This is a genomic window from Paraglaciecola chathamensis S18K6 (assembly GCA_000314955.1).
Lineage (GTDB): Bacteria > Pseudomonadota > Gammaproteobacteria > Enterobacterales > Alteromonadaceae > Paraglaciecola > Paraglaciecola chathamensis.
Genome location: BAEM01000034.1, coordinates 166212 through 189576 on the forward strand (window position 1 = coordinate 166212; position 23365 = coordinate 189576).

General features: G+C 41.6%; 18 protein-coding genes. 17 read left to right on the top strand and 1 reads right to left on the bottom strand.

The annotated features are described in order from the left end of the window. The first annotated feature begins 3 nt into the window (after positions 1–3). From GCHA_RS13335 to GCHA_RS13420, 17 genes are all read left to right on the top strand, one after another. On the top strand, positions 4–2628 hold the full coding sequence (locus GCHA_RS13335; protein WP_007989042.1) for a hypothetical protein: 2625 nt from the start codon (positions 4–6) through the stop codon (positions 2626–2628). Between the two features lie 30 nt (positions 2629–2658). Next, a complete protein-coding gene (locus tag GCHA_RS13340) occupies positions 2659–3615 on the top strand; it encodes a glycosyltransferase family 2 protein (protein ID WP_007989044.1) in 957 nt (318 codons plus the stop codon). A 12-nt stretch (positions 3616–3627) separates the two neighbouring features. After that, entirely contained in the window at positions 3628–4743 is a 1116-nt protein-coding gene (locus GCHA_RS13345) for a glycosyltransferase (protein WP_007989046.1), read from the top strand. Beyond that, positions 4743–5756 (top strand): polysaccharide deacetylase family protein, encoded by a 1014-nt coding sequence (locus GCHA_RS13350; protein ID WP_007989048.1) that lies wholly within the window; start codon positions 4743–4745, stop codon positions 5754–5756. The genes GCHA_RS13345 and GCHA_RS13350 overlap by 1 nt, the downstream gene beginning before the upstream one ends. After that, entirely contained in the window at positions 5753–6820 is a 1068-nt protein-coding gene (locus GCHA_RS13355; RefSeq protein ID WP_007989051.1) for a GNAT family N-acetyltransferase, read from the top strand. The genes GCHA_RS13350 and GCHA_RS13355 overlap by 4 nt, the downstream gene beginning before the upstream one ends. Before the next feature lie 74 nt (positions 6821–6894). Beyond that, on the top strand, positions 6895–8808 hold the full coding sequence (asnB, locus tag GCHA_RS13360; protein WP_007989053.1) for an asparagine synthase (glutamine-hydrolyzing): 1914 nt from the start codon (positions 6895–6897) through the stop codon (positions 8806–8808). Positions 8809–8814: 6 nt separating this feature from the next. Further along, on the top strand, positions 8815–9930 hold the full coding sequence (locus GCHA_RS13365) for a glycosyltransferase (protein ID WP_007989055.1): 1116 nt from the start codon (positions 8815–8817) through the stop codon (positions 9928–9930). Between the two features lie 3 nt (positions 9931–9933). Then, a complete protein-coding gene (locus GCHA_RS13370; protein WP_007989058.1) occupies positions 9934–10983 on the top strand; it encodes a sulfotransferase in 1050 nt (349 codons plus the stop codon). Further along, complete coding sequence (locus tag GCHA_RS13375) at positions 10980–12134, top strand: glycosyltransferase family 4 protein (RefSeq protein WP_007989060.1); 1155 nt, start codon at positions 10980–10982, stop codon at positions 12132–12134. The genes GCHA_RS13370 and GCHA_RS13375 overlap by 4 nt, the downstream gene beginning before the upstream one ends. 25 nt (positions 12135–12159) lie before the next feature. Further along, on the top strand, positions 12160–13632 hold the full coding sequence (locus GCHA_RS13380) for an oligosaccharide flippase family protein (RefSeq protein ID WP_007989061.1): 1473 nt from the start codon (positions 12160–12162) through the stop codon (positions 13630–13632). Between the two features lie 516 nt (positions 13633–14148). Further along, positions 14149–15231, top strand: a complete 1083-nt coding sequence (locus GCHA_RS13390; RefSeq protein WP_007989064.1) for a glycosyltransferase — start codon at positions 14149–14151, stop codon at positions 15229–15231. Beyond that, entirely contained in the window at positions 15228–16694 is a 1467-nt protein-coding gene (locus tag GCHA_RS13395; protein WP_039992480.1) for an oligosaccharide flippase family protein, read from the top strand. Before GCHA_RS13390 ends, GCHA_RS13395 begins: the two co-directional genes overlap by 4 nt. Before the next feature lie 2 nt (positions 16695–16696). Continuing rightward, positions 16697–17614: a glycosyltransferase family 2 protein gene (locus tag GCHA_RS13400; RefSeq protein WP_007989066.1), complete on the top strand. Its 918-nt coding sequence runs from the start codon at positions 16697–16699 to the stop codon at positions 17612–17614. 140 nt (positions 17615–17754) lie between these two features. Beyond that, a complete protein-coding gene (locus tag GCHA_RS13405) occupies positions 17755–18807 on the top strand; it encodes an acyltransferase family protein (protein ID WP_007989067.1) in 1053 nt (350 codons plus the stop codon). Between the two features lie 57 nt (positions 18808–18864). Then, positions 18865–20220, top strand: coding sequence for an O-antigen ligase family protein (locus GCHA_RS13410; protein ID WP_007989068.1), 1356 nt, complete (start codon positions 18865–18867; stop codon positions 20218–20220). Beyond that, positions 20217–21809: a GMC oxidoreductase gene (locus tag GCHA_RS13415; RefSeq protein ID WP_039992482.1), complete on the top strand. Its 1593-nt coding sequence runs from the start codon at positions 20217–20219 to the stop codon at positions 21807–21809. Before GCHA_RS13410 ends, GCHA_RS13415 begins: the two co-directional genes overlap by 4 nt. Further along, the gene (locus tag GCHA_RS13420; RefSeq protein ID WP_007989070.1) at positions 21806–22150 is read left to right on the top strand and encodes a hypothetical protein; all 345 of its coding nucleotides are present in this window, start codon (positions 21806–21808) and stop codon (positions 22148–22150) included. Before GCHA_RS13415 ends, GCHA_RS13420 begins: the two co-directional genes overlap by 4 nt. Here the strand turns inward: GCHA_RS13420 and GCHA_RS13425 are convergent. Then, positions 22143–23348: a hypothetical protein gene (locus tag GCHA_RS13425; protein ID WP_007989071.1), complete on the bottom strand. Its 1206-nt coding sequence runs from the start codon at positions 23346–23348 to the stop codon at positions 22143–22145. The two genes, GCHA_RS13420 and GCHA_RS13425, sit on opposite strands and share 8 nt — an antisense overlap. Between the last annotated feature and the right edge of the window lie 17 nt (positions 23349–23365).

A 23365-nucleotide genomic window follows, 5' to 3' on the forward strand; every position in this document is an offset into this window, starting at 1 on the left:
ACAATGATAACCTATGCCAACAGCGCCGACAGAATCCCGATTAACTTAACCAATACGCCCCTTGATGGTATGGTTAAAACGAGTGTTCCTCTAGCCAAAGGGCTGCTTTACGATATTCACCAAAGCCTATTGATGGCAAACGGTCAAGTCATCGACTGCGGAGCAAAAGTGTTAGCGACCTGGCCAGACAAAAGCGTTAAATGGCTACATTTGTCTTTCACTGCCCCCTCTAGTGATGATGGCGAAAGTGATGATGACGAGCTCACTCTTACTTTAGAGAAAAAAGCAGATGCCAACTTAATCAGCAGGCTTAGTGGTTTTCATTATGAGTCTAACAATTCTCAAACTACTGTTTCTAACTCACATTACACATTTACACTTAATCACGAAAATGGCCAGTTTTCCATAACACCTTCAGCAAACGAGAACTGTGATGCCAACCCGATAACAGGTGAGTTAACATTACTTGATGCGAGTGAACAAGAATGTGCTATTTCCTCTTGTAGAGTATCAAGTATCACTACACCAAATCTGTTAGACGCATCTATTTTCACTTTGTCATTGCAGGTTATGGTCAACTACAAAACTGCGGTTAACGTTAGTAAATCAGGTATTTCGTCTCGTTTTGAGTTTCACTTTGATTCAGCACAAAGTGACATTCAATTAGATATCACCCTACACAATTCAAAAGCTGCTGTACACACAGGTGGCAGCTGGGATCTTGGCGATCCAAATTCATTTCAATTTTCAGAATTCAGCTTATCACTACACAGTTCAGAAGACTTGCAAGGCACTTCATCACTCAGCTATCAGCTAGACAGAAATGCGCATTGGCAAACACCGCAAGAACTGCCAACGTCTATCTTTCAACACTCAAGTGGTGGAAAAAATTGGCAAAGCCCAGTACACCTAGATCACCAGCAGAAAATTCCGTTTGATGTAAAAGGCTATATTGTTGAGCAACAAGGTAAGCAAATTTTCAGCGGAGAGAGAGCGGCACCGCAGATCAGTTGGGTGAACGGGCTCAATCTCGCCGTAGCCGACTTTTGGCAAAAATTTCCTTCCGCGATCACGATATATCCACAGACTATTTGTCTTGGCTTATTCCCCAAACAAGATAACAAACAATATGAGCTACAAGGTGGGGAAAAAAGCACGCACTCAATATACTTTGGTGTTAAAAATGCGCCTAATGGCGCATACTTTTTCACTGATGGTAACTATGCCAAGCCACACATTAGTCAATATGCCCATACCGACATACCACTGTACACTGAATTTCAGCAGGTTAATGGTGAACTGCAATCATTGATAAATAACGGTTTACATTCACAACGCAATTTTTTTGAAAAACGCGAAATGCTAGATGAATATGGTTGGCGGAATTTTGGTGATATATATGCTGACCATGAAACGGCAGAACACCAGGATGATTCGATTTTCGTTTCACACTATAACAACCAGTACGATCCAATTTATGGTTTCTTGCGGCAATTTATACTAAGCAATGACCAACAGTGGTTTACGCTAGCCGACGATCTAGCCAAGCATGTTATGGATATCGACATTTATCATACCAAGGACGATAAAGACGAATACAATGGCGGGCTTTTTTGGCATACCGACCACTATTTACAAGCATTCACCTCAAGCCATCGTTCTTACTCAAAACACCAAGGTAAAGGTGCATATCAAGATCATGCCGGAGGTGGTGGCCCAGGAGGGCAGCACTGTTACACATCAGGTTTAACCCTGTACTATTTGTTGACCGGAAACCAACGCGCAAAAGAAGCTGTTTTAACGCTAACCAATTGGATTACTTATGTATATGAAGGTGGCAACACTTGTTTTGAGCTTTTACTCGCACTCAAAAACCGTCATGTCCCGGGGTTAAAGAACCACTTCAACGGACAATACCCGCTCGACCGAGGAACGGCTAATTATATTAATGCTCTTTTAGACAGTTATGTCTTAACGACTGACGATACGCTTCTACGTAGGGTTGAACATATCATTCAACATACAGTGCACCCAAACGAAGATATAACACTGCGCAACCTAGAAAACATTGAAGAAACGTGGTTTTACACGGTTTTCCTGCAATCAGTCGTGCGATACTTAGACATTAAGCGTGCTAATAATGAGCTTAATCAGGAATTTTACTATGCACGAGATTGCCTGATGCATTTCGCCCACTGGATGCACAACCACGAATATATGTATCTAGATAAGCCCGATATTCTTGAGTATCCGAATGACACTTGGACCGCCCAAGACTTACGCAAAGCACATGTGCTTAGTGCTGCATACTATTACGCAAACAAAACCGACAATGCACTCTTGGAAAAGGCAAAGTACTTCGAACATGAAGTGGCAACGCGCTTAGCGCTCAGTGATACCAAGACGTACACACGTATTATGGTTCTGCTGATGCAAAATGATGGCCCCACACATTATTACGAGAACCTACCACTTGAACAAACATTCGTAACGGTAAACCCTAACTGGGCGAAACCTAAAGGTGAAAGCAACTCAGTCATTGGCCAAGTATTCACAGCGTTTTGTAAGCGTTTACTAGCACTTTCAATAAGCAATGAAGTAAACTGGCTCAAAAAAAGGCTAGGATAGCCAATGGCACTTTTAGGATCGCTTAACTAGATGCACGTATCATTTATCATTCCCCATAAAGGGCGGTTTGAAATGCTTATTCAAACCATCGAATCGGTTGCCAAACAGGCATTCGATTTAACTCAAATTGAAGTCATTGTTGTCAGTCAGACGCCTGAGGCCTTGAACCAAACTTTAAACGAAAATGCTAAGCTAACGATAAAGACCTACTTGCGCCCTGAGAGCGAGACGATTTCGGCCCTGAGAAACTACGGTGAAACACAGGCGAGTGGTAAGTACTTAGCCTTTCTTGATGCAGACATAGATTTGTCGACCAACTGGATTGAGCAAATGCTACACACTTTGCAAAACGATCCAAATAGAATTATTTCCAGTGCGATGCAGGTATGCAAAGAGAACGCCCCCCCGTTGGAAAAAATTCGCACCAGTTTAAGTAATGCTGAGCTAGATACTGAAGTGGCTTTTTTACCAGGTAGAAACCTATTTCTAACGCGTGAAGCGTTTCATCGCATCGATGGGTTTCCCGAGCACCTACTGACCTGCGAAGACTATTACTTTACTGATAAAGCAGCGCAGCTAGGAACGTTATTTTACACCTCATCTGCAAATTATATTCATTTAGGTGAAGACAAAACCTTAAAAGGTATGTTTGACAAAGAGATATGGCGCGGACAGTCGAATTTAAAATCCATTGAGGGCCGCCGAATTCCGCTTAGGGAATGGCCGAGCTTTGTGGTGCCCCCAGCGATATTTTTATGCCTTTTTTGTAGTCTCATAGCACTGTGCTTTGGCCAAGCTGCAGCCGCAATTATCTTTCTAACGTTGGCTTTAATCCCTTTGCTTGCCTATACATCTCGACTCTATAAACTAGATAAATTGCACGTTTCTTTTTTACACGTTCTTGCCTTTTACACTGTGTACTTCCCAGCTAGGGCCATTGGTACATTTGCTGGCATATTCAAATCCATTCGCACTAAAAATATTTAAGGCATTTAATTCATGAAAACAAAGCGTAAAGTTCTTCAATTTATTTGCCCAACAGGTTTTTACGGTGCAGAGCGTTGGGTACTTGCCTTAGCGAAACATTTAGACCCCGAAACAACAGCATGTGATTTAGCAGTCACCATGGAGCCTGGACAAAAACCGCTAGAGCTTGTTAACGAGTATAGAAAGCTGAACTTGCCAACCCATATCATTGACATGAAAAATAAGTTCGATTTGGGCGCAGTAGATAGGTTAGCGACACTCATTCGCGAACAAAATATCGATATCATCCACACCCACGGCTATAAATCAGACATTATTGGCGTACTGGCTGCACGGCGGGCAAACATTCAATGTGTAGTGACCCCTCACGGGTTTGAAAACGCAAAAGATTTCAAATTAAAAACATTTATTTGGTTAGGCTGTCAGTCGATGCGCTTTGCCCACAAAGTAGTGCCTCTTTCGCAACAGCTCATGCAAGACGTATTGCGTATTGGCGTAAAACCACACAAAACACTGTATATACAAAACGGCGTTGATTTATCTGAGGTCGAAGCGGAACCTGTCCCCACTCGCGCTGAGCCAAACAAAAAGCGCATTGGCTTTGTAGGGCAAATGATTAGCCGGAAGAACATTCGCGATATTCTCGATATTTTTGAGGTGTTGCACAAGGAGCACCCAGATACAGAGTTAATTCTGCTTGGTGATGGGGACGCCAGGCAAGAGCTGGAACTTCACAGCCAATCATTAGCGAGCCAAGACGCCATCCAATTTCTAGGTTTTCGCGATGACAGATTAAGCCTTTTAAAGTCATTTGACTTATTCGTTATGACATCCACTCTTGAAGGTATCCCTAGATGTCTCATGGAAGCCACTGCTGCCAGCATTCCGGTGGCCGCTTATGATATCGCCGGTATAGATCAATTAATTAGCCATGAAGAAACAGGATTACTTGCCCCGTTAGGTGACAAGCAAACCCTAAAAACCTATTGGGAAAAGCTGTTATACAACCAAGCATTTGCTTCACAAATGGCTGAAAACGCGAAAAAATTCGTATACGATAACTACTCGGCTCAGCGTATGGCAGCCCAATACAGTGATTTGTTTGAAGAAATGACAAAGGATAGTTAATGCAACAAAGCAAATCGAAGCCCATTATTTTCATATTATCTATAGATACCGAAGAAGAGTGGGATTGGTCAGGTGCGTTTCCGCAGCACAATGCTGACGTGAATAACGTTGCGTTGCTGCCCTCTTTTCATAAACATTTGGCCGCCCTCGGGCTTCGCCCTACATATCTTGTAGATTATGCGGTCGCGGACTGCCCCACTGCAGCATCAACCATGCGAGAGATTATTGCCAAGGAAAATTGCGAAATTGGTGCTCATTTACATCCCTGGTGTAATCCGCCTTATTTTGGACCGGCGACAGATGAGAGCTCGCATGTTGTGAACTTGCCAAAAGAACACGTATCTCAAAAACTCAATTTGTTAATGCAGCGCATTGAAGAGCAGTTTTCAGTTAAAGCAAAATCTTTTCGTACTGGGCGCTGGGGAATTGATTCAACCGTTATCAAGTTATTAGCCGAAGCAGGCATTACCGTCGACTCTAGTGTGTACCCGTTTTACAGTAACGATTACTTCAGCTGCATTGGGGCGCCGTCGCTTCCATACTGGCCGGATTTAGCGTCTCCCCTTGAAACATCTAGCCAAAGAGATCTTTTTGAATTACCGGTAACCGTTGGTTTCAACCGTCCTAACTTCTCTATGTGGAACGACATACACAGTAAGTTTGCGACACCTCCCTACAGTTGGACGCGTTTTAACGGTATCGCATGGCATACGAACTTTTTACGCAAACAGTATTTATGCCCCGAACTATCGGCGCCTAAAGATATGCTTTCTCTATGTGAAACGGTCATAAATAAAGACTATCCAGTACTGCACATGTACATGCACATGCACAGCTCAAGCTTGCTAGATAACAATAACAGCTTATTGGGCAACCGAAACGCCTACGAGTTTATCTGTGAATCCATCAGTGAGGTCGTTAAAACCTTGAGTGAAAAATACGCACTAGACTTTTGTACTTTGTCCGAGGCTGCAATCAAATTACAGCAGCAAACGGAGCAAGAAAACACATGACGATACAAGTTCGCTTCGTCAAACAAACCGAACACTTAATTTGGAATGAATACGTCAAAGCCCATCCAAACGCCACGCCTTATCATCATTTCGGCTGGTTGCAGAGCGTTGAACAAGCTTATCAGCACAAAAATATTGGCGCCATAGCATTCGAAAATGGGCGCGTGGTGGGCGTGTTACCTAGCATAGAAATGCGTAGGCCTCTGCTACGGCCGTTCATTTGTGCACTTCCTTATTGCGATCTAGGATTTGTCTTAGCAAATGACAGCGCAATAGTAGATAAGCTATTAGCTTTTATGCGTGAACATTTAGCGCATATAAATGGCCAGTCTCTGGCGCTTAGAGACTATATAAATGAGCCTGCTTCTGATACTCAAATGGAAGGCCAAAAAGTCCGCATGCTGCTACCTTTGCCCTCGAGCAGTGACGAACTACTAAGTGGATTTAAATCAAAGTTACGCAGCCAAATTCGTAAGTCAGAAAAGAATGGCTTACGTTATGAAATTCATAGAAATGGTTCAGGGTTAAATGATTTTTACCACATTTTTGCAATAAATATGCGCAAGTTAGGATCACCAGTGCACAGCAAAAAGTGGTTTGAGCGTATATTTGAAAACTATAAAGAAAACAGTATATTATCCGTGGTTTACAGTGAGAACGTCCCCGTAGGTGCTGGCATCACTTTGTCATCAGGAGGGGTCACTTGTATTCCTTGGGCATCGACGGTTGCAGAATATAATAGGCTCGCTCCCAACATGATGTTGTATTGGTCACTGTTAAAAGAAGCCTGTGATAATAATATGCAGTGTTTTGATTTTGGCCGTTCGACATTTAACGAGGGTACCTATCGCTTTAAGGCGCAGTGGGGAGCAGCACCGCAATTGCTAAATTGGTATGATGCGGCAAGCGAATCTAGGCAAGACTTCACCAATCAGGAAAACGACGAGTGCGAAAACGCACCACAGGGTAAAATAAGGCCCATGGTTGAAAAAGTCTGGGCGAAATTACCTTTGAATGTAACGACCACTCTGGGTCCTAAAATTCGTAAACATATCAGTTTATAAGCGAGAGTATCCATTTGGTCATATCCATCTGGGGCCAAACAACAAAGAACATTAACAACAAGGCCTAACGATCTATGTGCGGTATTGCAGGGTTTACACAATTTAGTGGGTACATGGGTAACCAGCAAACCCTTAAGAAAATGGGTGACAGTATATATCACCGTGGCCCAGATGCCGGAGGTGAATACATAGACGATCACGTTGGTTTGGCGCACCGCCGCCTAGCCATAATTGACTTGTCAGAAGCGGGAGTGCAGCCCATGTATTCCCACGACGAACGCTATATCATTGCCTTTAACGGGGAAATATATAACTTTCAGGAGCTGCGTGACGCGCTTTCCAAAGAAGGCTACCCATTTAAAACCCACACAGACACCGAAGTTATTCTCGCTTTATACGCGGCTCATGGTGAAAGCATGCTTAGCATGCTAAATGGCATGTTCGCTTTCGCATTATGGGACACCACCACCAAGCGTTTGCTAGTTGCTCGGGATCGTATGGGCAAAAAACCGCTTTATTATCTTAAAACTGACAGCCAGTTTGCTTTTGCTTCTGAAATTAAAGCGTTGTTGACCCTTCCTGATGTATCAAGGAAAGTCAGGCTTGACGCAGTGCACGACTTCTTTGCTTACCAGTATGTGCCCGACCCGAAAACGATTTTTACCGATATCCATAAATTGCCCCCGGCTCACTACATGTGGGTATCACAAGAAGGCATTCAGATAGAACAATATTGGGATGTTTCTTTTAAACAAACCAGTGATAAATCCCAAGTTGAGCTGACAAAAGCACTGTACGATTTAGCAGCAGAAAAAACCTGTTCACGCATGGTCAGTGATGTACCTTTAGGGGCATTTCTAAGTGGCGGAATCGACTCTAGCGGCGTGGTCGCTATGATGGCACTCAACAGCGCGACTCCCGTTAAAACCTGCTCAATAGGCTTTGATGAAAAGCGATTCAATGAAACCGAGTTTGCGAAAATAGTCGCTGATAAATATAACACCGAACACCACGAATTTACCGTTCACCAGAATGTAAAAGATAACCTCGAAGAGATCGTTGGTTATTTCGATGAACCCTTTGCCGATCCATCCCTAGTACCTACCTATTTTGTGTCTCAATTAGCGCGCTCTCAAGTCACGGTAGCGATTGCCGGAGACGGGGGCGACGAAGTGTTCGCAGGCTATGAAAAATACACCACAGACGCACTAGAAAACAAATTACGTGAGCGTTTTCCTGAAGCCCTACGTAAAAAAGTGTTCCCTAAACTGGCAAATCTGTTTACTAAAAGTGAGCACCCACTTTTTAGAAAAGCAAAGTCACTGCTGACAAGCTTAAGCCTAGACCCCGCCATGGGTTTCTATATCACCAATTCGATGATTGATGATCGTCTTTGGCAGCGTTTGGCCACACCGGAGACGAAAACAAAACTAGGGGCCTATCATCCAAGCGAAGTGACGCTGGAAAATTATAATAAAGCCGATGGCAATGACCATCTATCGAAGATTCTGTACACCGACATGAAAACCTACTTACCAGGGGGGATTTTAGTCAAGGTCGATCGCATGAGTATGGCCCACTCATTAGAAGTACGTGCACCACTGCTAGATAAAGACGTGGTTGAATTTTCCGCAACCCTGCCGTCTGATTTAAAGTACCGAGATGGCGAGAAAAAGTTCATCCTCAAAGAAGCATTCAAGCCCGTGTTGCCAGACGATATCCTATATCGTAAGAAGATGGGCTTTTCCGTTCCCCTTGCCACCTGGCTTAGAGAAGAAATTAAAGAACTAACGGAAGACTACCTGTTCAGCAAAGCGCAAGGTATACAGCAATATTTTGATATGGATGTGGTTAAACAACTTTGGCAACAACACCAAGAAGAAAAAGCCGATCACAGTACCGTATTGTGGAGCATGTTAATGTTTCAAATGTGGTGGTTCCGCTATATTCAATCACAACAAGAAACCCCAAATCCGATGGTTAACTAGATTTTGATGAATATTCTTCACCTCACTTATGATATGCGTATAGGCGGCACCGAGCAGGTTATTAAAAACCTTATTTTAGGCACTGATGCCTCACGTTTCACTATGTCGGTTTTGTGTATCGAATCCCCTCTAGGTCCGTTTGCTGAAGACTTAGTTAATCAGGAGATTCACATAGAAGCCCTAAGCCGCAAACCCGGCTTTGATGCCAGCCTGATAAGTCAAATACGTCAACACATCAAAGCGCACAAGATTGATATTATCCATTGTCACCAATATACCCCGTACGTTTATGGTGCGTTAGGTGCGCTAATGACTCCAGCGAAAGTCATTTTCACCGAACATGGTCGCTTTTATCCTGATTCTACCACTTGGAAGCGTAAGGTAATTAACCCCCTCTTGCACCGATTCACTCATGCAACGACGGCAATATCAGCGGCAACACGAGACGCTCTGGTAGAATTCGAGTTTATACCCAAACGCGATATTGAAGTGGTATACAACGGCATTATCGGCGTGGAGCCAGAACCGTCGCAATTAGAAAGCTTGAAACAACAATATCCCATAGCAGAGCAATGCACTCTCTTCGGCACGATTGCGCGGCTAGACCCAATAAAAAACCACAGCATGATGCTGCGCGCTTTCAAACGTGTCATTGAAAATGGCATAAACGCCAAATTGATGATTGTAGGCGATGGTGATGAGCGAGCAAATACTGAAGCGCTGATAAACGAACTTGATTTATCCCAACACGTATTCATGACTGGGTATGAGCCAAAGCCCCATGGTCATTTGGCATTAATGGACATCTATTTACTGCCATCACTAAGTGAAGGCACTTCCATGACACTACTAGAAGCCATGTCTTTGGGTAAACCTTGTATTGTGACTCACGCAGGCGGCAATCCAGAAATCGTAATACAAAATGAAACAGGGTTCGTCACGCCAAATGACGACGAACAGGCATTTGCCGATGCAATGATAACGCTTGCACAAAACAAACCACTACAAGAAGCGTTTGGCCGCGCGTCTAAAGAGCGGTTTATAAATACATTCGGTATTAACAATATGACCCTCGAATATGAACGGCTTTATTTGCGATTACTTTCAGGTAGTCAGGAATAGACTATGAAGAAAACACTTAAAAAAGTAATGGTCAATGTGGCTGCAAAACTATTGCAACAACCCTCAATAGAAAAACAGCTTGAGGACAATGTGCTGCAATGTGCCCGATCCTTACCTTCACTAAATAACATAACCTCACCATATGCATTAGAGCCAACGACACCTATTAGTAGAGCCTCTGAGCGAGACGATATTATTTTTATCACCAGCCGCTTTAGAAGTGGTTCAACGCTTCTGTGGAACCTATTTAGGCAGACCCCAAATTGCAGTGCCTACTATGAGCCATTTAACGAGCGACAATGGTTCAATGAAAAACTACGCGGCGACAATGTTGATAATACGCATCGGGGCGTAGATGATTATTGGGCGGAATACGATGGGCTTAATCAGTTAAGTAACACCTACAACGAAGATTGGATCCGTAAAAACTTATATATGTCAGCCCAGTCATGGGAGCCGCAGATGAAACTATTTATTGAGCAAATGGTTGAAGCTGCGCCAGGGCGCCCCGTATTGCAATTTAATCGTATCGATTTTCGTCTGCCCTGGATAAAACAGCACTTCCCTAACGCAAAAATTTTACATCTGTATCGCCACCCAAGAGATCAATGGTGCTCATTTCTGACTGATCAGCACCTCATGAATAAAGATGATGTTCAGCATACTTATCGAGATGCTTTTTATTTAGACGTGTGGTGTCGCGATCTGGCGAAACATTATCCTGTGCTGGACAAAAGAAACACACCTCATCCTTATCAGCGCTTTTATTATTTGTGGAAACTTTCCTATCTATATGGTCTAACACTTTCAGATATGAGTTTTAGTTTTGAAAATCTCACAACCACTCCTGAAACAGTCATTTCAGATATGTTTAATAAATTAACTATGGACACGAGTAACGTTGAATCCTTAGTCAGCGTCATTAAAGCGCCTCCGGCTGAGCGCTGGCGTAAATACGCCGATGAAAGCTGGTTTGCCAAACACGAACATATATGTGAACAGAATTTGTCAGTGATGCTCAATGAGCGTCCAATCCCGGAACAATTACGATGAAAAAAACCTTATTATTGAGTGAAATATTTCCCCCCGTTAAGGGTGGGACTGGCCGTTGGTTCTGGGAAGTCTACACACGCATAGCAAAAGGTGATGTGGTTGTAGCTGCAGGGCAAGATGATAAAAGCGATGACGTCGATACTACGAGTCCACTCAAAACATATCGCTTACCACTTAGCTCATGGAGCTGGGGCTTGAAAAGCCTGACGGGGCTAAAATACTATTTTAGCGCGCTGCGAGCGGTATTAAACGTTATTAAGCAAAATGACATCGAGATCATTCACTGCGGACGCTGTTTACCTGAAGGTTTTATTGGTTTCCTTATCAGTAAAATAAAGGGTATCCCGTATATTTGCTATGTTCACGGTGAGGATGTGGAAACAGCAGCGACCAGCCGAGAATTAAGCTGGATTGTTAATAAAGCACTTGGTGGCGCGACTCGACTTATCGCTAATAGCCAGAATACGGCTGACATATTACTCGATAAATGGCAAACCGATCCCGCAAAAACCATGGTATTCAATCCCGGTGTAGACGCAAGTTTATTCATCCCTGCTCCCCACTCACAAGAGGTAAAATCACAATTGGGCTGGGAAGATAAAAAAGTGGTGCTCACTGTTGGGCGCCTACAAGAGCGTAAGGGGCATGACAAACTCATCGAAGCATTGCCTAGCATCATAGAACGCATTCCTAATACCCTATACGCGATAATAGGCGAGGGCGAACGCAAGAGCGCCTTACATGATCTTGTTAAAGAACTAAAACTTGAAGAGCAGGTACTGTTCATGTCTGAGCTGAATGATGAACAAATGATCCAGTGCTATCAGCAATGTGATGTATTTGTTCTGCCAAATCGCACCGTAGGCAGCGATATCGAAGGTTTCGGTATGGTGCTAGTAGAAGCGCAAGCATGTGAACGCCCCGTCATCGCTGGGGACTCAGGAGGCACTGCGGAAACTATGTTAGTAGGCGAAACAGGATTTATAGTAGATTGCACTCAGCCTCAAGCATTAGCTGAGAAGATATGCCACCTACTCGAAAACCATTCTCTGAGAGAAAATATGGGCATAGCAGGCAGGAAGCACGTTCAACAAACGTTGGATTGGTCCGTGCTGAGTGAAAAGATAGCGACAGAGTTCAATAAATTGTGAAAAATCCGACGGATAACGTCATGTTATGAACAATGCATCCAGCAAACTTATTAATAGTGCATCTCTGTTAATAGCCGGTAAATTCTTTCAACGCTCTGTTGGTTTAATCAGCATTGTGATTTTAGCGCGCGTACTCACACCACAAGATTTTGCTATCGCTGCAATCATATCTATGGTGATTTATTTCTTTGATGTCCTCTCTGACTTAGGCAATGAACAGTATATTATTCAGAAAAAAGAGGTTTCTGATAAGGATTTAGACGCAGCCTGGACCATCAATATACTGATAAAAAGTTGCCTTACACTCCTCCTCGTTCTATGCATACCATTCATCAATAGTTTCTACTCTGAAATGCAACTCACTGGCGCACTTTTGGTTGCGACGTGCGTTTTGCCGATACGCGCGTTGCGCAATTCAGGAATACTACGTTTTCAACGTGAATTAGTGTACAAGCAATTATTCTTCTTAACGATATTTCAGCGTCTTGGTTCATTTTGTGCTGTGATGCTAATGATTTGGATTTATCCCAGTTTTTGGGCGCTCATTATCGGAGATATTACATCGGCGTTGATTTTTACATTCGGCTCTTACATTGTGCATACTTTTCGGCCATCTTTTTCACTGAAAAATATAAAGCAGCAATGGTTATTTTCAAGATGGATATTAGCTAAAAATATTATCGGATATACTCGTTCACAAATTGATACGTTTATTGTATCGAGCCTTTTTAACGCTCGTGATCTTGGCAGATACTACCTTTCTCGTGATATTGTAATGTTACCAAGCCAAAACTTATTGACCCCTGCAATCCAGCCTTTACTCGCGACGTTCAGTGCCAAACATCATAGTGGGAACAGCTTAGGCAGACAGTTAGAATTTTCTCTCTTAGTCACAACTATGCTCACAATTCCCATCGTTTTTTATATTTGGTATTTTCCAGCCCCCCTTATCGATACTATTTTGGGAGAACAGTGGAGCGACAGTTACATATTGCTCAGTCGATTATCTTTACTGGTGCTTTATATCCCCTTTATCGTATTGTTCGAACAAATCATGATTGCAAAAGGATGGGTTGCTAAATTACTTGTGTTTGACATCGCAAGCCTAATATTAATATGCTCCGGATTATTAGTGCTCGGCGACACAGTTTTATCCGAATTTGCAATGCATAGAGGACTATTAGGTATAGGTGCTACATGTGTATTAATTTTATTTATACGTGTGCAGATGAACTTCTCCCTGTTCGCTTGGGGCATATGGTGTTTAATTTGTGCAGCAGTGTCCTATTTAAGCGTCTTAGGGGTACAATATATCAACCGCGTTAGCGACTCATCAGGCGTTGTTATACTTCTTATATCTGGAGGGGTGTTCACCTCTTTATATGCGGCCGCCATGGCATTAATCGTGCGAATGTTGGCTCCACGGAACGAAAACTGTCTCTTTCTTAAACGTTTAATGACCAAATATATCGCCCAAATAAGAGAAAAATTAGGATGAAAGCGTCATACGAATTACTATTCGTGCCTAAGCTGCGTTTAGTGTCGAAACTGCTAGTTAGAATGCAGGTGGGCATTTGTAAGGTGCAATGGAATTATGACCAACATAAAAATAAAAAAACGCGATATATTGCCAATTTAATAAGCAATTTATTTGTTTTCGTTGGCTCCTCGCATGCTCATAAAGCTCATATAAGACAATTAAAGGACACCCCAGATTGCCCCGCTAGAATGAGGCAGTTTTTGCACTACGCAGCTGCGCAAGAAGACAACGCGAACGAAGAGCCTGTATTTATATTCTCAGCGGGCGGGCGCGTCGCAAGAGGCACGGAGTGCGCGAGATTTAGTACCCAGTATAAATATTTAGCAGACAGCTTCGGTTGCCATAAAATGTCTTGTTTAAATAAAGAGAGTGCTAAGCGATTTTTAAAATACTTCTCAGATGCAAGATTATTATTAAAACAACAACGCTAATGAATCTAAATGATGTGTATTGAAATATTAAGAAAATGGCAAAATGAAAAACAATAAAACTTATGCTGTCCATTTACCGGACTACCGTAACGCTAATCCATATCAATCCCTTCTGGCTAGCGCTCTAAGTAAGGAGCACGTAGAAACGACGTTCATTCCTTTTTCGCGTTCACTTTTGCCCTTAACCAGAAGCATCAAAGGACTGAAAAATATAGATGTCGTTCACGTACACTGGATTATAGATATACTCCAGCCACTGATGTGGACCAAGTCAAACTTAGTTTTTTACATCAAATTTTCACTCTTAATAATCGATGTCTTTTTGGTCAGATTAAGAGGTAAGAAAGTCGTATGGACCGTGCATAACAAATTGGCACATCAGCAGTTAAATACTAAACGAGAGTTACTCGTTAGAAAATGGTTCGCTAAATCGGTAAATCGCGTCATTTTTCACAGTAACGAAGCACAAGAATTAGTTTCAAATATGCTTAATATTGATATCCGTTCGAAGTCAAAAATCATTTTTCATGGTAACTATATAGGCAGTTACCCAGAACCAAGCAATAGCAAAATGAACATGCGAGATCACTATGGTCTGCCAAATTCAGGTACATTGATCAGTTATGTCGGCGTGCTAAGGCCATACAAGGGCATAGAAACCTTAATAGAGGCTTTCACCAAAGTAGAGGGCGATAATACGCGCTTGCTTATCTCTGGCAATCCGAATTCGATACAATACAAAGCTCAATTAGCGCAATTGACTCTAGCAAATAGTAGAATAAGCACTGACTTTCAGTTCCTCCCAGAGCAGAAAATGATCGATTATTTAGCAATATCAGACATTATTTGTTTACCCTTCAGCGATACCCTTACTTCAGGCTCGACAATTTTGGCCATGTCTTACGCTAAGCCCCTAATTTTGCCAGAATCGGCAAAGGTGTTTGGCTGTGTTCCAACAAATGGGGCATTCTACTTTGGAGAAGAAGAAAGTCTTGCCAATGTCTTGAATAAGGTGTCTAAACTCACCGATTTAAAGCTACAAAAAATGGGAGAGGCTAATTTTTTGCAGGCTAAAAAGATGTCTTGGGAAACGGTTGGTAAACTGACTACGGTGGCTTATCAGTGAGTAAATCAAAACATGAGGGCTCTCTTAGATCCGCCCTAGCGTATTCGTTTATAACAAAGTATCTAAACATCGCTTTGCAACTTATCAGCACTATTGTTTTAGTAAGGTTGATCACCCCTGAGGAATATGGGCTCTATACTATAGCCTTTATATTCATGGTTACAGCTTCAATCATAAAAGAGTTCGGTGTTAATAACTATCTGATTAAAGAAGAAAATTTAACCCAAGAAATAATTCAAAGTGCCTATGGTACTCTGCTCGTGATCTCATTTATTTCTGGAGCCGCCCTGTTTTTTAGTGCCTCTCCTATAGCAAATTTTTATCAACAGTCTGAGCTAATCAATATACTACAATTGCTCTCATTGAATATATTCCTTGCTCCCTTTGGTTCCATTATTGATTGCTTATTAAAACGCGAGTTGAACTTTAAGCCCGCGCTAATCACAGGCACTTCGAGTCAATTTATCAGTGTGTTGGCTATGATATTAATGGCTTACAGTGACTTCGGTGTGTACACATTAGTATACGGCTCATTAATTCAAACCGTGGTTCAAGCTTTGTTACTACAGTTTTACCGCCCCGCCAATATGCCTTTAATGCCCAAGTTAAGTCAAAGTCGTAAAATACTTAGCTATTCAAAATTTGTCGGTGTTTACGGGATCGTTGGCCATTTCGGTACATATATTGTGGAACTCCTTTCTGGTAAATTTTTCACACTTGAGATTACAGGGCAATTTAATCGAGCCTCATCAACAGCCTCTCTCTTTAATAAGCTTTTTACAGAGGCACTGAATCCGGTTATCTCCCCCTATGCTTCAAAGTTAAAACGCAGTGGTGAAGGGTTTATGCAACGCATGAGAGTCATCATCGTTTTGGCGTTAAGCTGTGCATGGCCTTTTTATGCTGTACTAGGGTTATGCGCGGAGCCAGTGGTATTGATTTTGTTTGGCGAAAAGTGGATGACCTCTAGTTACTTTTTGCAAATATTTTGCGCATCGCGTATTTTATCCTCCAGCGTGCAAACTATTGAGCCGATTCTAATGGGGCTCGGGATGGCGAAAGCGCTAATGAAAATAGTATTGATTATCAACGTTTTGCGAATACTTATCAGTATATTACTCCTGCAATACGGACTTATGGTAATGATTATATTCACTTCACTGACCTTACCTTTGTTAAGAGTGGCGCTATTTGTCCTCGTATTACATCGTAAAAATCTGGTCGACTGGCATACCTACCTATCTTGGTTAAAGCCACCAGCCGTATTACTCATAGTGAGCGCGGCTCCATTGTGTTTAATAAAACTATATTTAGGCCAAAACTGGTGGCAAAGTTATAGTTATGTAATTTCGTCAATCATTTTATCCGCTACTTTGTGGTTAACCTTATTGTCGAAACAAGAAGACTCTGCGATTGTGATCAAGGAAGTCAAAAGTAAATTATTTAATAAAGCTAAAACGTAATAATGAATCCAAAGTGTATTGACCAAGAAAAGTTAGATGTATCTATCGTGGTACCAGTTTTCAATCGTTACGAACGCTTGCAGATTGTTGTTGATTCTTTAATGTCGCAAGATTTCACTGGCAGCTACGAAATAGTTATTGTAGATGACGGTTCAACTGATGGGACGGGCAATAACTTACACGACGTTGATGGGAAAATCCGTGTCATCAGGCAAGAAAATCAAGGCGCAGCTGCGGCGAGACATACGGGTGTCGCTCATGCCAAGGGAGATATTGTTGTTTTTAACGATTCAGACGATATTGCCTACCCAGATAAACTGCAAGTTCTATTTGACGCCCTACAAGCAAATCCCCTTTGTGTTGCGGCTATCGCGGTTGTCAAAAACCCGTCGAAAGTAGATTGGTCTGCACCTCTGTGGGTTAAAGAAATGGATGGAAGCTACCTAGTAAATAATGCTCCATTAGATCACTTTTTCGATAATTATTACCCCATAGCTGCTGCAATGAACATCGCTGTAAAAAGAGACATAGCTTTTTTTGCATCGAAAGAGTCTGAATATTACCGCGCAGCTAACGATTTCCATTTTCAATTTAAGGTTGCGACCAAGGGTGCGATAGTCTGTGTATCAAAGATAACCAACGAATATTTTGTGGGGCAAGGAATAACGACAGTTCAAGGGATTCATACGCAAGCGGCATACGCATTAATCTCTTTGGCTGATAACTATAGTGCGTTAGGCAAGCCCCCGCAATTTGCTCTATCGGTACAAAAGCGTATTGAGAATGGGTCATCACATGTTTTAAAGCCGTTACTCAAAAGCCGTAAATTTGGACTTTTATTCGCGGTATGCAAAAACATGCTGAGATACTCTCGCTTAAAGCAAATCCCGAGAACCGTATGGTGGGCTATATCCTCGTAACCCCAATCGCAAATTTATTTTTGTAAGGAAACAATAATGCGCAACTTTTACTATTTCGATCTTAATTCAACTGTATACTCGACGTTTAAGGACGTTATTGGTGCTCCTTGATTGAGTATAAACGCCATAAGGAATAGTTTATGTTTGGGGCATACAGGACAGTATTAGCATTGATGGTCGTTTTTTATCATATTGGCGGCATTCCACATATTGGCTCTTACGCTGTATTTGGGTTTTATGCACTTAGCGGTTACTTAATGACATTTGTGATTCAAAAAACCTACGGTTACAAGGCAATTGGGTTAAAGAAGTACGCATTCAATCGGTTTTTACGTATTTACCCTATGTATTGGGCTTCCATTATATTTTCCATAATATTGATCATGTTAGTTGGCGAACAAAATTCGGCCGAATACCATAAGGCCCTGTTTCTGCCAGATAATCTAATCGACTCTCTAAAAAACTTATTCTTATTTTTTCCATTCAGGGAGACACCTAGGTTAACTCCTCCAGCTTGGGCCCTTACAGTAGAAGTTTTTTATTATATTTTAATAGGTGTGGGACTTTCGAAACATAAAAAAGTGGTCATTTGCTGGTTCGTATTAAGTGTTATTTACCATGTTGTCATAGGACTTTTTCAATTCGGCTTTGAGCATCGCTACTACACAATACCAGCCGCATCGCTTCCTTTTTCAGTGGGAGCACTCATATTCCATTACCGAGAGTCGCTGCAAGCGCTCATGAATAACAATCGGCTGACCAAGAATTCCTTTTTTCCCTATTCGTTAGGAACTGCTATCTTGTTCAACTGGTACTTAGGCAGACAAGTGAAACAAGAATTTTTTGACTTAGACAACTTGTTTTTTTATTCCAATTTCGGACTTTGTGTTCTGATGATCATCGTTTTAAAAGAAAAAAAATCACTACCATTTATAAGTAAAAAACTAGACAACTGGTTTGGCAATTTTAGCTATCCAATTTATCTTATTCACTACCAAGTTGCGTTGGTGGTTCTAAATGGGATGGATTTTTTTGGTCAACAGTATATTCGCCCAGACTTTACCCTAATGTTAATAAGCCTTCCGTTTTTATTTTTGTTTTCTTGGCTGTTAATATTTGTTCTTGAGAAGCCCATAGAACACATTCGTCAGAAGATTAAACAAAAGAGAAAATTAGCCCTGCACACTCAGTAGCAAATAATCGCGTAGAGCACTAATTATCAACAACACGAAAAAGAAGACCAAATTTTAATGCGCGACATTATCGTTTTACTCATTTCGATGATTTTAATAATCACAGCACTGACGAGCCGTTTTGCGGGAGCCGTTGGTTATTGGTGGTTTGGAATATTTAGACCTCAAGATTGGGTTTGGGGAAATATAAACAGCCTTAAGCTCCCACTTATCGCGATCGCATTATTCGTCATCCCTTGTTTCTTACAAGGGCTGTGGCCAAGGTTCAAAGACCCTATAAGCAAATTACTACTTGGTTACTTAGTCCTAACCGTAGTGACTCAATTTACATCATCTTGCATACCTATTGGATTCAGAATTAGTTATTTTCAACAGTTTGCTGTATTACTACTAGCTATTTTCCTCACTATCAGAGTGACAGATAGCGAACAGCGTTTTTGCTGGATTGTTGCAGTTGTAGGCTTATCCCTAGCGTTTCATGCTGGTAAAGCTGGTTTGCTCGGAATGCTAGGCATGGGCGGCACCTATTACGGAGCCTCTACAATGCAGGGATTGTTTGCCGGCAGTAACGGTTTTGCATTTGGTTCTGCAGTATTACTATTCTTTAACCTTTTCATCATAAAAATGGCTTATGCCAAAAATGCGCTATTTTACTTACCAAATTTGGTTCGCTCACAAAGAACACTGAAACTTATAAAATTATTCGGTCCAATCGTTTGCATAGGTATCATCTATAACGTGATAACCCTATTTTCAAGGGGCTCAGCTTTAGCCATGTTCTTAGGCCTTGCTCTTTGGTTTAGCTTATCGAGCTTATTGAAGTTTAAACACATTCTCATCATGGGCATCATTGGTGTTTTAGGTTTGAGTGTCATCGGATTACCAGATGGCTATAAGGATCGCATTGCGAGTGCATTCGTCGAAGATGAAGAATTAGATGATTCAGCGGCTTCTCGGCCTCACTTTTGGGGCATAGCAATGGAAATGGTTGCCGATAATCCACTAGGTGTGGGACCTGGTTGCTATAACACCTACTACCCAATTTATGACAGCTCATTTGGTAAATATGGTATGTACAGAACCGTTCACAGCGCTCACTTTGAAGTGATATCTGAGATAGGTTATTTAGGCGCTCTAAGTTGGATCCTTTTGTATGTCATCTCCATTAAAAAATTATTTTACATTCGAAAATCGGTGAAGCTAACCCCTATTAATAAGGAACAAGATGAATTTTATGTTAATGCTGCAAACCTACTTATTGCCGCCATTACGGTCTTTCTGATTGGTTCTTCATTTTATGCAATGGCATATAACGATATTATTTGGTTACTGTGGGGGCTTACTGCAGTTTTAATCACCTTATTTAAGCAATATTCATCCCAGTCTCAAAAGGAACTGAAGGTAAAAACATGATTATCGACGCAAACACTTTGTCCGACTCTACAAATCACGTATACGATTATTGTATCCTCGGAGGTGGGGTTGCCGGCATCACACTTGCCAATGAATTATTGGCGTCGGGCAAACGCGTATGTATTGTCGAAGGAGGAGATGAAACCTTTACAATGGAGTCGCAAAATCTATATTCGCCCGCTGTGCAACCCACCGAATATGAAGATCCTACTTATGACCGATTACGGTTTCTAGGTGGCTCTAGTAACCATTGGGAGAATAGCACGTCTGAATTCCGCCCCAGCGACTTTAAAACAAAAGATTGGATTGCCCACAGCGGATGGCCAATCAGCTTCGATGAAGTTAAGCCTTTCTATAGCCGTGCAGCACTTTACTGCGGGACGGGCAGTGACGGATATAAAACAACTCATTGGTCTAAGCACTTTGGCAAATCAGACATCTTCGAGTCGTCGCAAAAAATCAACGCTAATATAGTGAAAGCAGCTATTCCTCCTGTACATTTTTTCTCCAAATACGGCGTGCCTCTAAAAGAATCGCAAAATGTCACCATATTTAAAAATGCAAATTTAGTCGACTTAAGCTTTAATGCGCAAAGTTTGACTGTTGAATCCATCGACTTTTTTAATTATTCAGGTGTGAAACATACTGTTGCTGCAGACACCTTTATCTTATGTCTAGGTGGTATTGAAAATGCGCGTTACATGCTGATATTCAACGAAAAATATAAGGACGCTTTAGGGAACAAGTCTAAAAATGTTGGGCATTATTTCATGGATCACCCCGTTTTACGTGCCGCGAAGCTCTATCCAAAAAAGAAAGAGGACTTTGCTCTTTTCACTATGCGCGAACAAATTGACAAGCGCTTTATCAATGGCTTTATCGAGATGAATGAATCCACACTTAGCCAAGAAGAAATCAGTAATATACGTGTTCCACTTTTTGAAGAGTCAAACTTCGTTATTTCAGAAGGTATCGAATCGTTTCATGTTTTGGGCTCAGCGATAGAGCAAGAGACTATTCCTGACTATTTTGGTCAACACATGATAAATGTACTGGGTGACATAGACATGGTGGCTGAGGCAGTTTCGCGTAAAACATTCAGTAGTAAATTGTTTGATTACGCTGATGACTTTGGTGGATATGATTTAGCCATAATGATTGAACAGACACCTAAGTACGATAACAAGGTATTTTTATCCGATGAGGTAGATAAGTTAGGATTGAAAAAAATTAAAATCGAATGGACTCTGCATGATGATGACATAAGTAGAATGTGGAAGGCCCTAGATGTGATGGCTAAAGAAATAGGAAGATTAAACGTTGGAAGGCTGAAAGTGATGAAGGAATACGAAGAACGTTTACGCAGTGAAAAACTTTTCTTCAGTCATCACCACATGGGTACAACTCGAATGGCAGATAACGTTCAGAGCGGTGTGGTAGATAAAAACTTAAAAGTTTTCAATACGAGCAACTTATACATTGCAGGTAGCTCTGTGTTTCCTACAGGAAGCCACGTGCCGCCAACCTTAACCATAACTGCGTTAACCATCAAACTAGCTGAACACCTACTAACAGAGGCTATCGTATGAAAAACGACCAACAAGTGAATCGTATGCGTCGAGCGTTATGTCTTGGTTCATTATTAATAAGCACTTCAGGAGCCGCATTTACCTCTGCCGCTAAGCAATCCAATGCTCTGCCAAAGCAAGCGAAAAACCTAGATTACTACCAGTTTTATCTCGCATGGCAACAACTTTCTAGCCTTTCCCCTCAAGAGTATATAAACCGGCGTCAGTACGAACACAGCGGATTGAAGAGCTCGGAAATTGTCAAATTGGACTTCGAGCATCAGAACGTAGTAGAAATAGAATCATTTATTCTGAGTAAATACGAAGCCGCTTTTATTGCACATATTGGTTCATTTACTTAGCGGATTGCAGAGGAGGAAGTTGATATATTCTCATCACTGGCAATATTACATATTTGCTTTTACGATCAGCATTTGATTCTAGTAAATAAAGTCGATTACTTGCTGAATCAAAATACCCACCTATTACCAGTCCATTGAGATGGGGCAGTGTCAGATTACCATAGCGACTAGGTTGAATATTGTGACTTGAGGTCATTGCATCATCTCGCTTAATGAGACGATCCATTTCCCATATCCAAAAATAATTATACTCGTCTTTTGGATCGAGCGGACATGGCCCACCGCATAGGCGCCCATTGAGTTGTTTTATTTTATAACCTAATCCCCTCTTATGACCCGCCGACGAGCCAACAACTATATATTCTTCCGTTTGGGATATAAAACCCACGAAAGCCTTAGAGGTAATTGTCCAGATATCATTGCTTTTTTTCTCATTATACAAATCTGCATGCATCGGATGCTTTAAAGAAAAATCCAATACCGTTTCAGTGATTATCATTCCACTGTTAATACTTTTATCAAGCACACCAAAAGGATTAAAGGTAAATAAAGAAGGGCCAACACTACTGCGACTAGTGATGGGAAAATTACTGGCATTGCCTACTAAATATTCACTTTTAAGTGCCATTTGATATTGTTTCGGAACAGGCGAAATCCAACCTGTAGTATGGGCAGCCCCCCTTGTTTCAAAAAAGCCTGCTACTTTTGAGGCCTCTAAATCATCCGGCGTTCTTAATATTAGGGTAGTGTGAGTGTTATCCGAGCCACCATCGTAGTAGGTCATCGCATTCACAAATAACTGTCCCTCAATAACTTTCATGCCAGTAATACGATTAATCTTCTGACTATTCCTATCTCTTACCTTCGTAAATAGTTTGCTAAAGCCCTGTTTGAATGAAGCTCTTTTCATGTCTTTAATATTGCCTCGACCAGTAAATTCAGGAATGTTTAATTCAGCAATAGCTTGGTCACGCGTATGGCCCACAATAAAAACTGAATTACCGTCTTCACTTATAGCAAATGCGCCAGCGGCATAACTGAAGTTCGATATGGGATCATTGGGAACGTGCGGCAGAGTAAATCCACCCAAATATTTAACGTTTTCCCAAATTAATTCCTGGCCCAAGGCTTTAGGAATAGAAAAAAGAAGTGTTATTACTATGAATACTACATTGAGGGTACGACGTTTAAAATTCATCCACCTAGCTCCTTCGA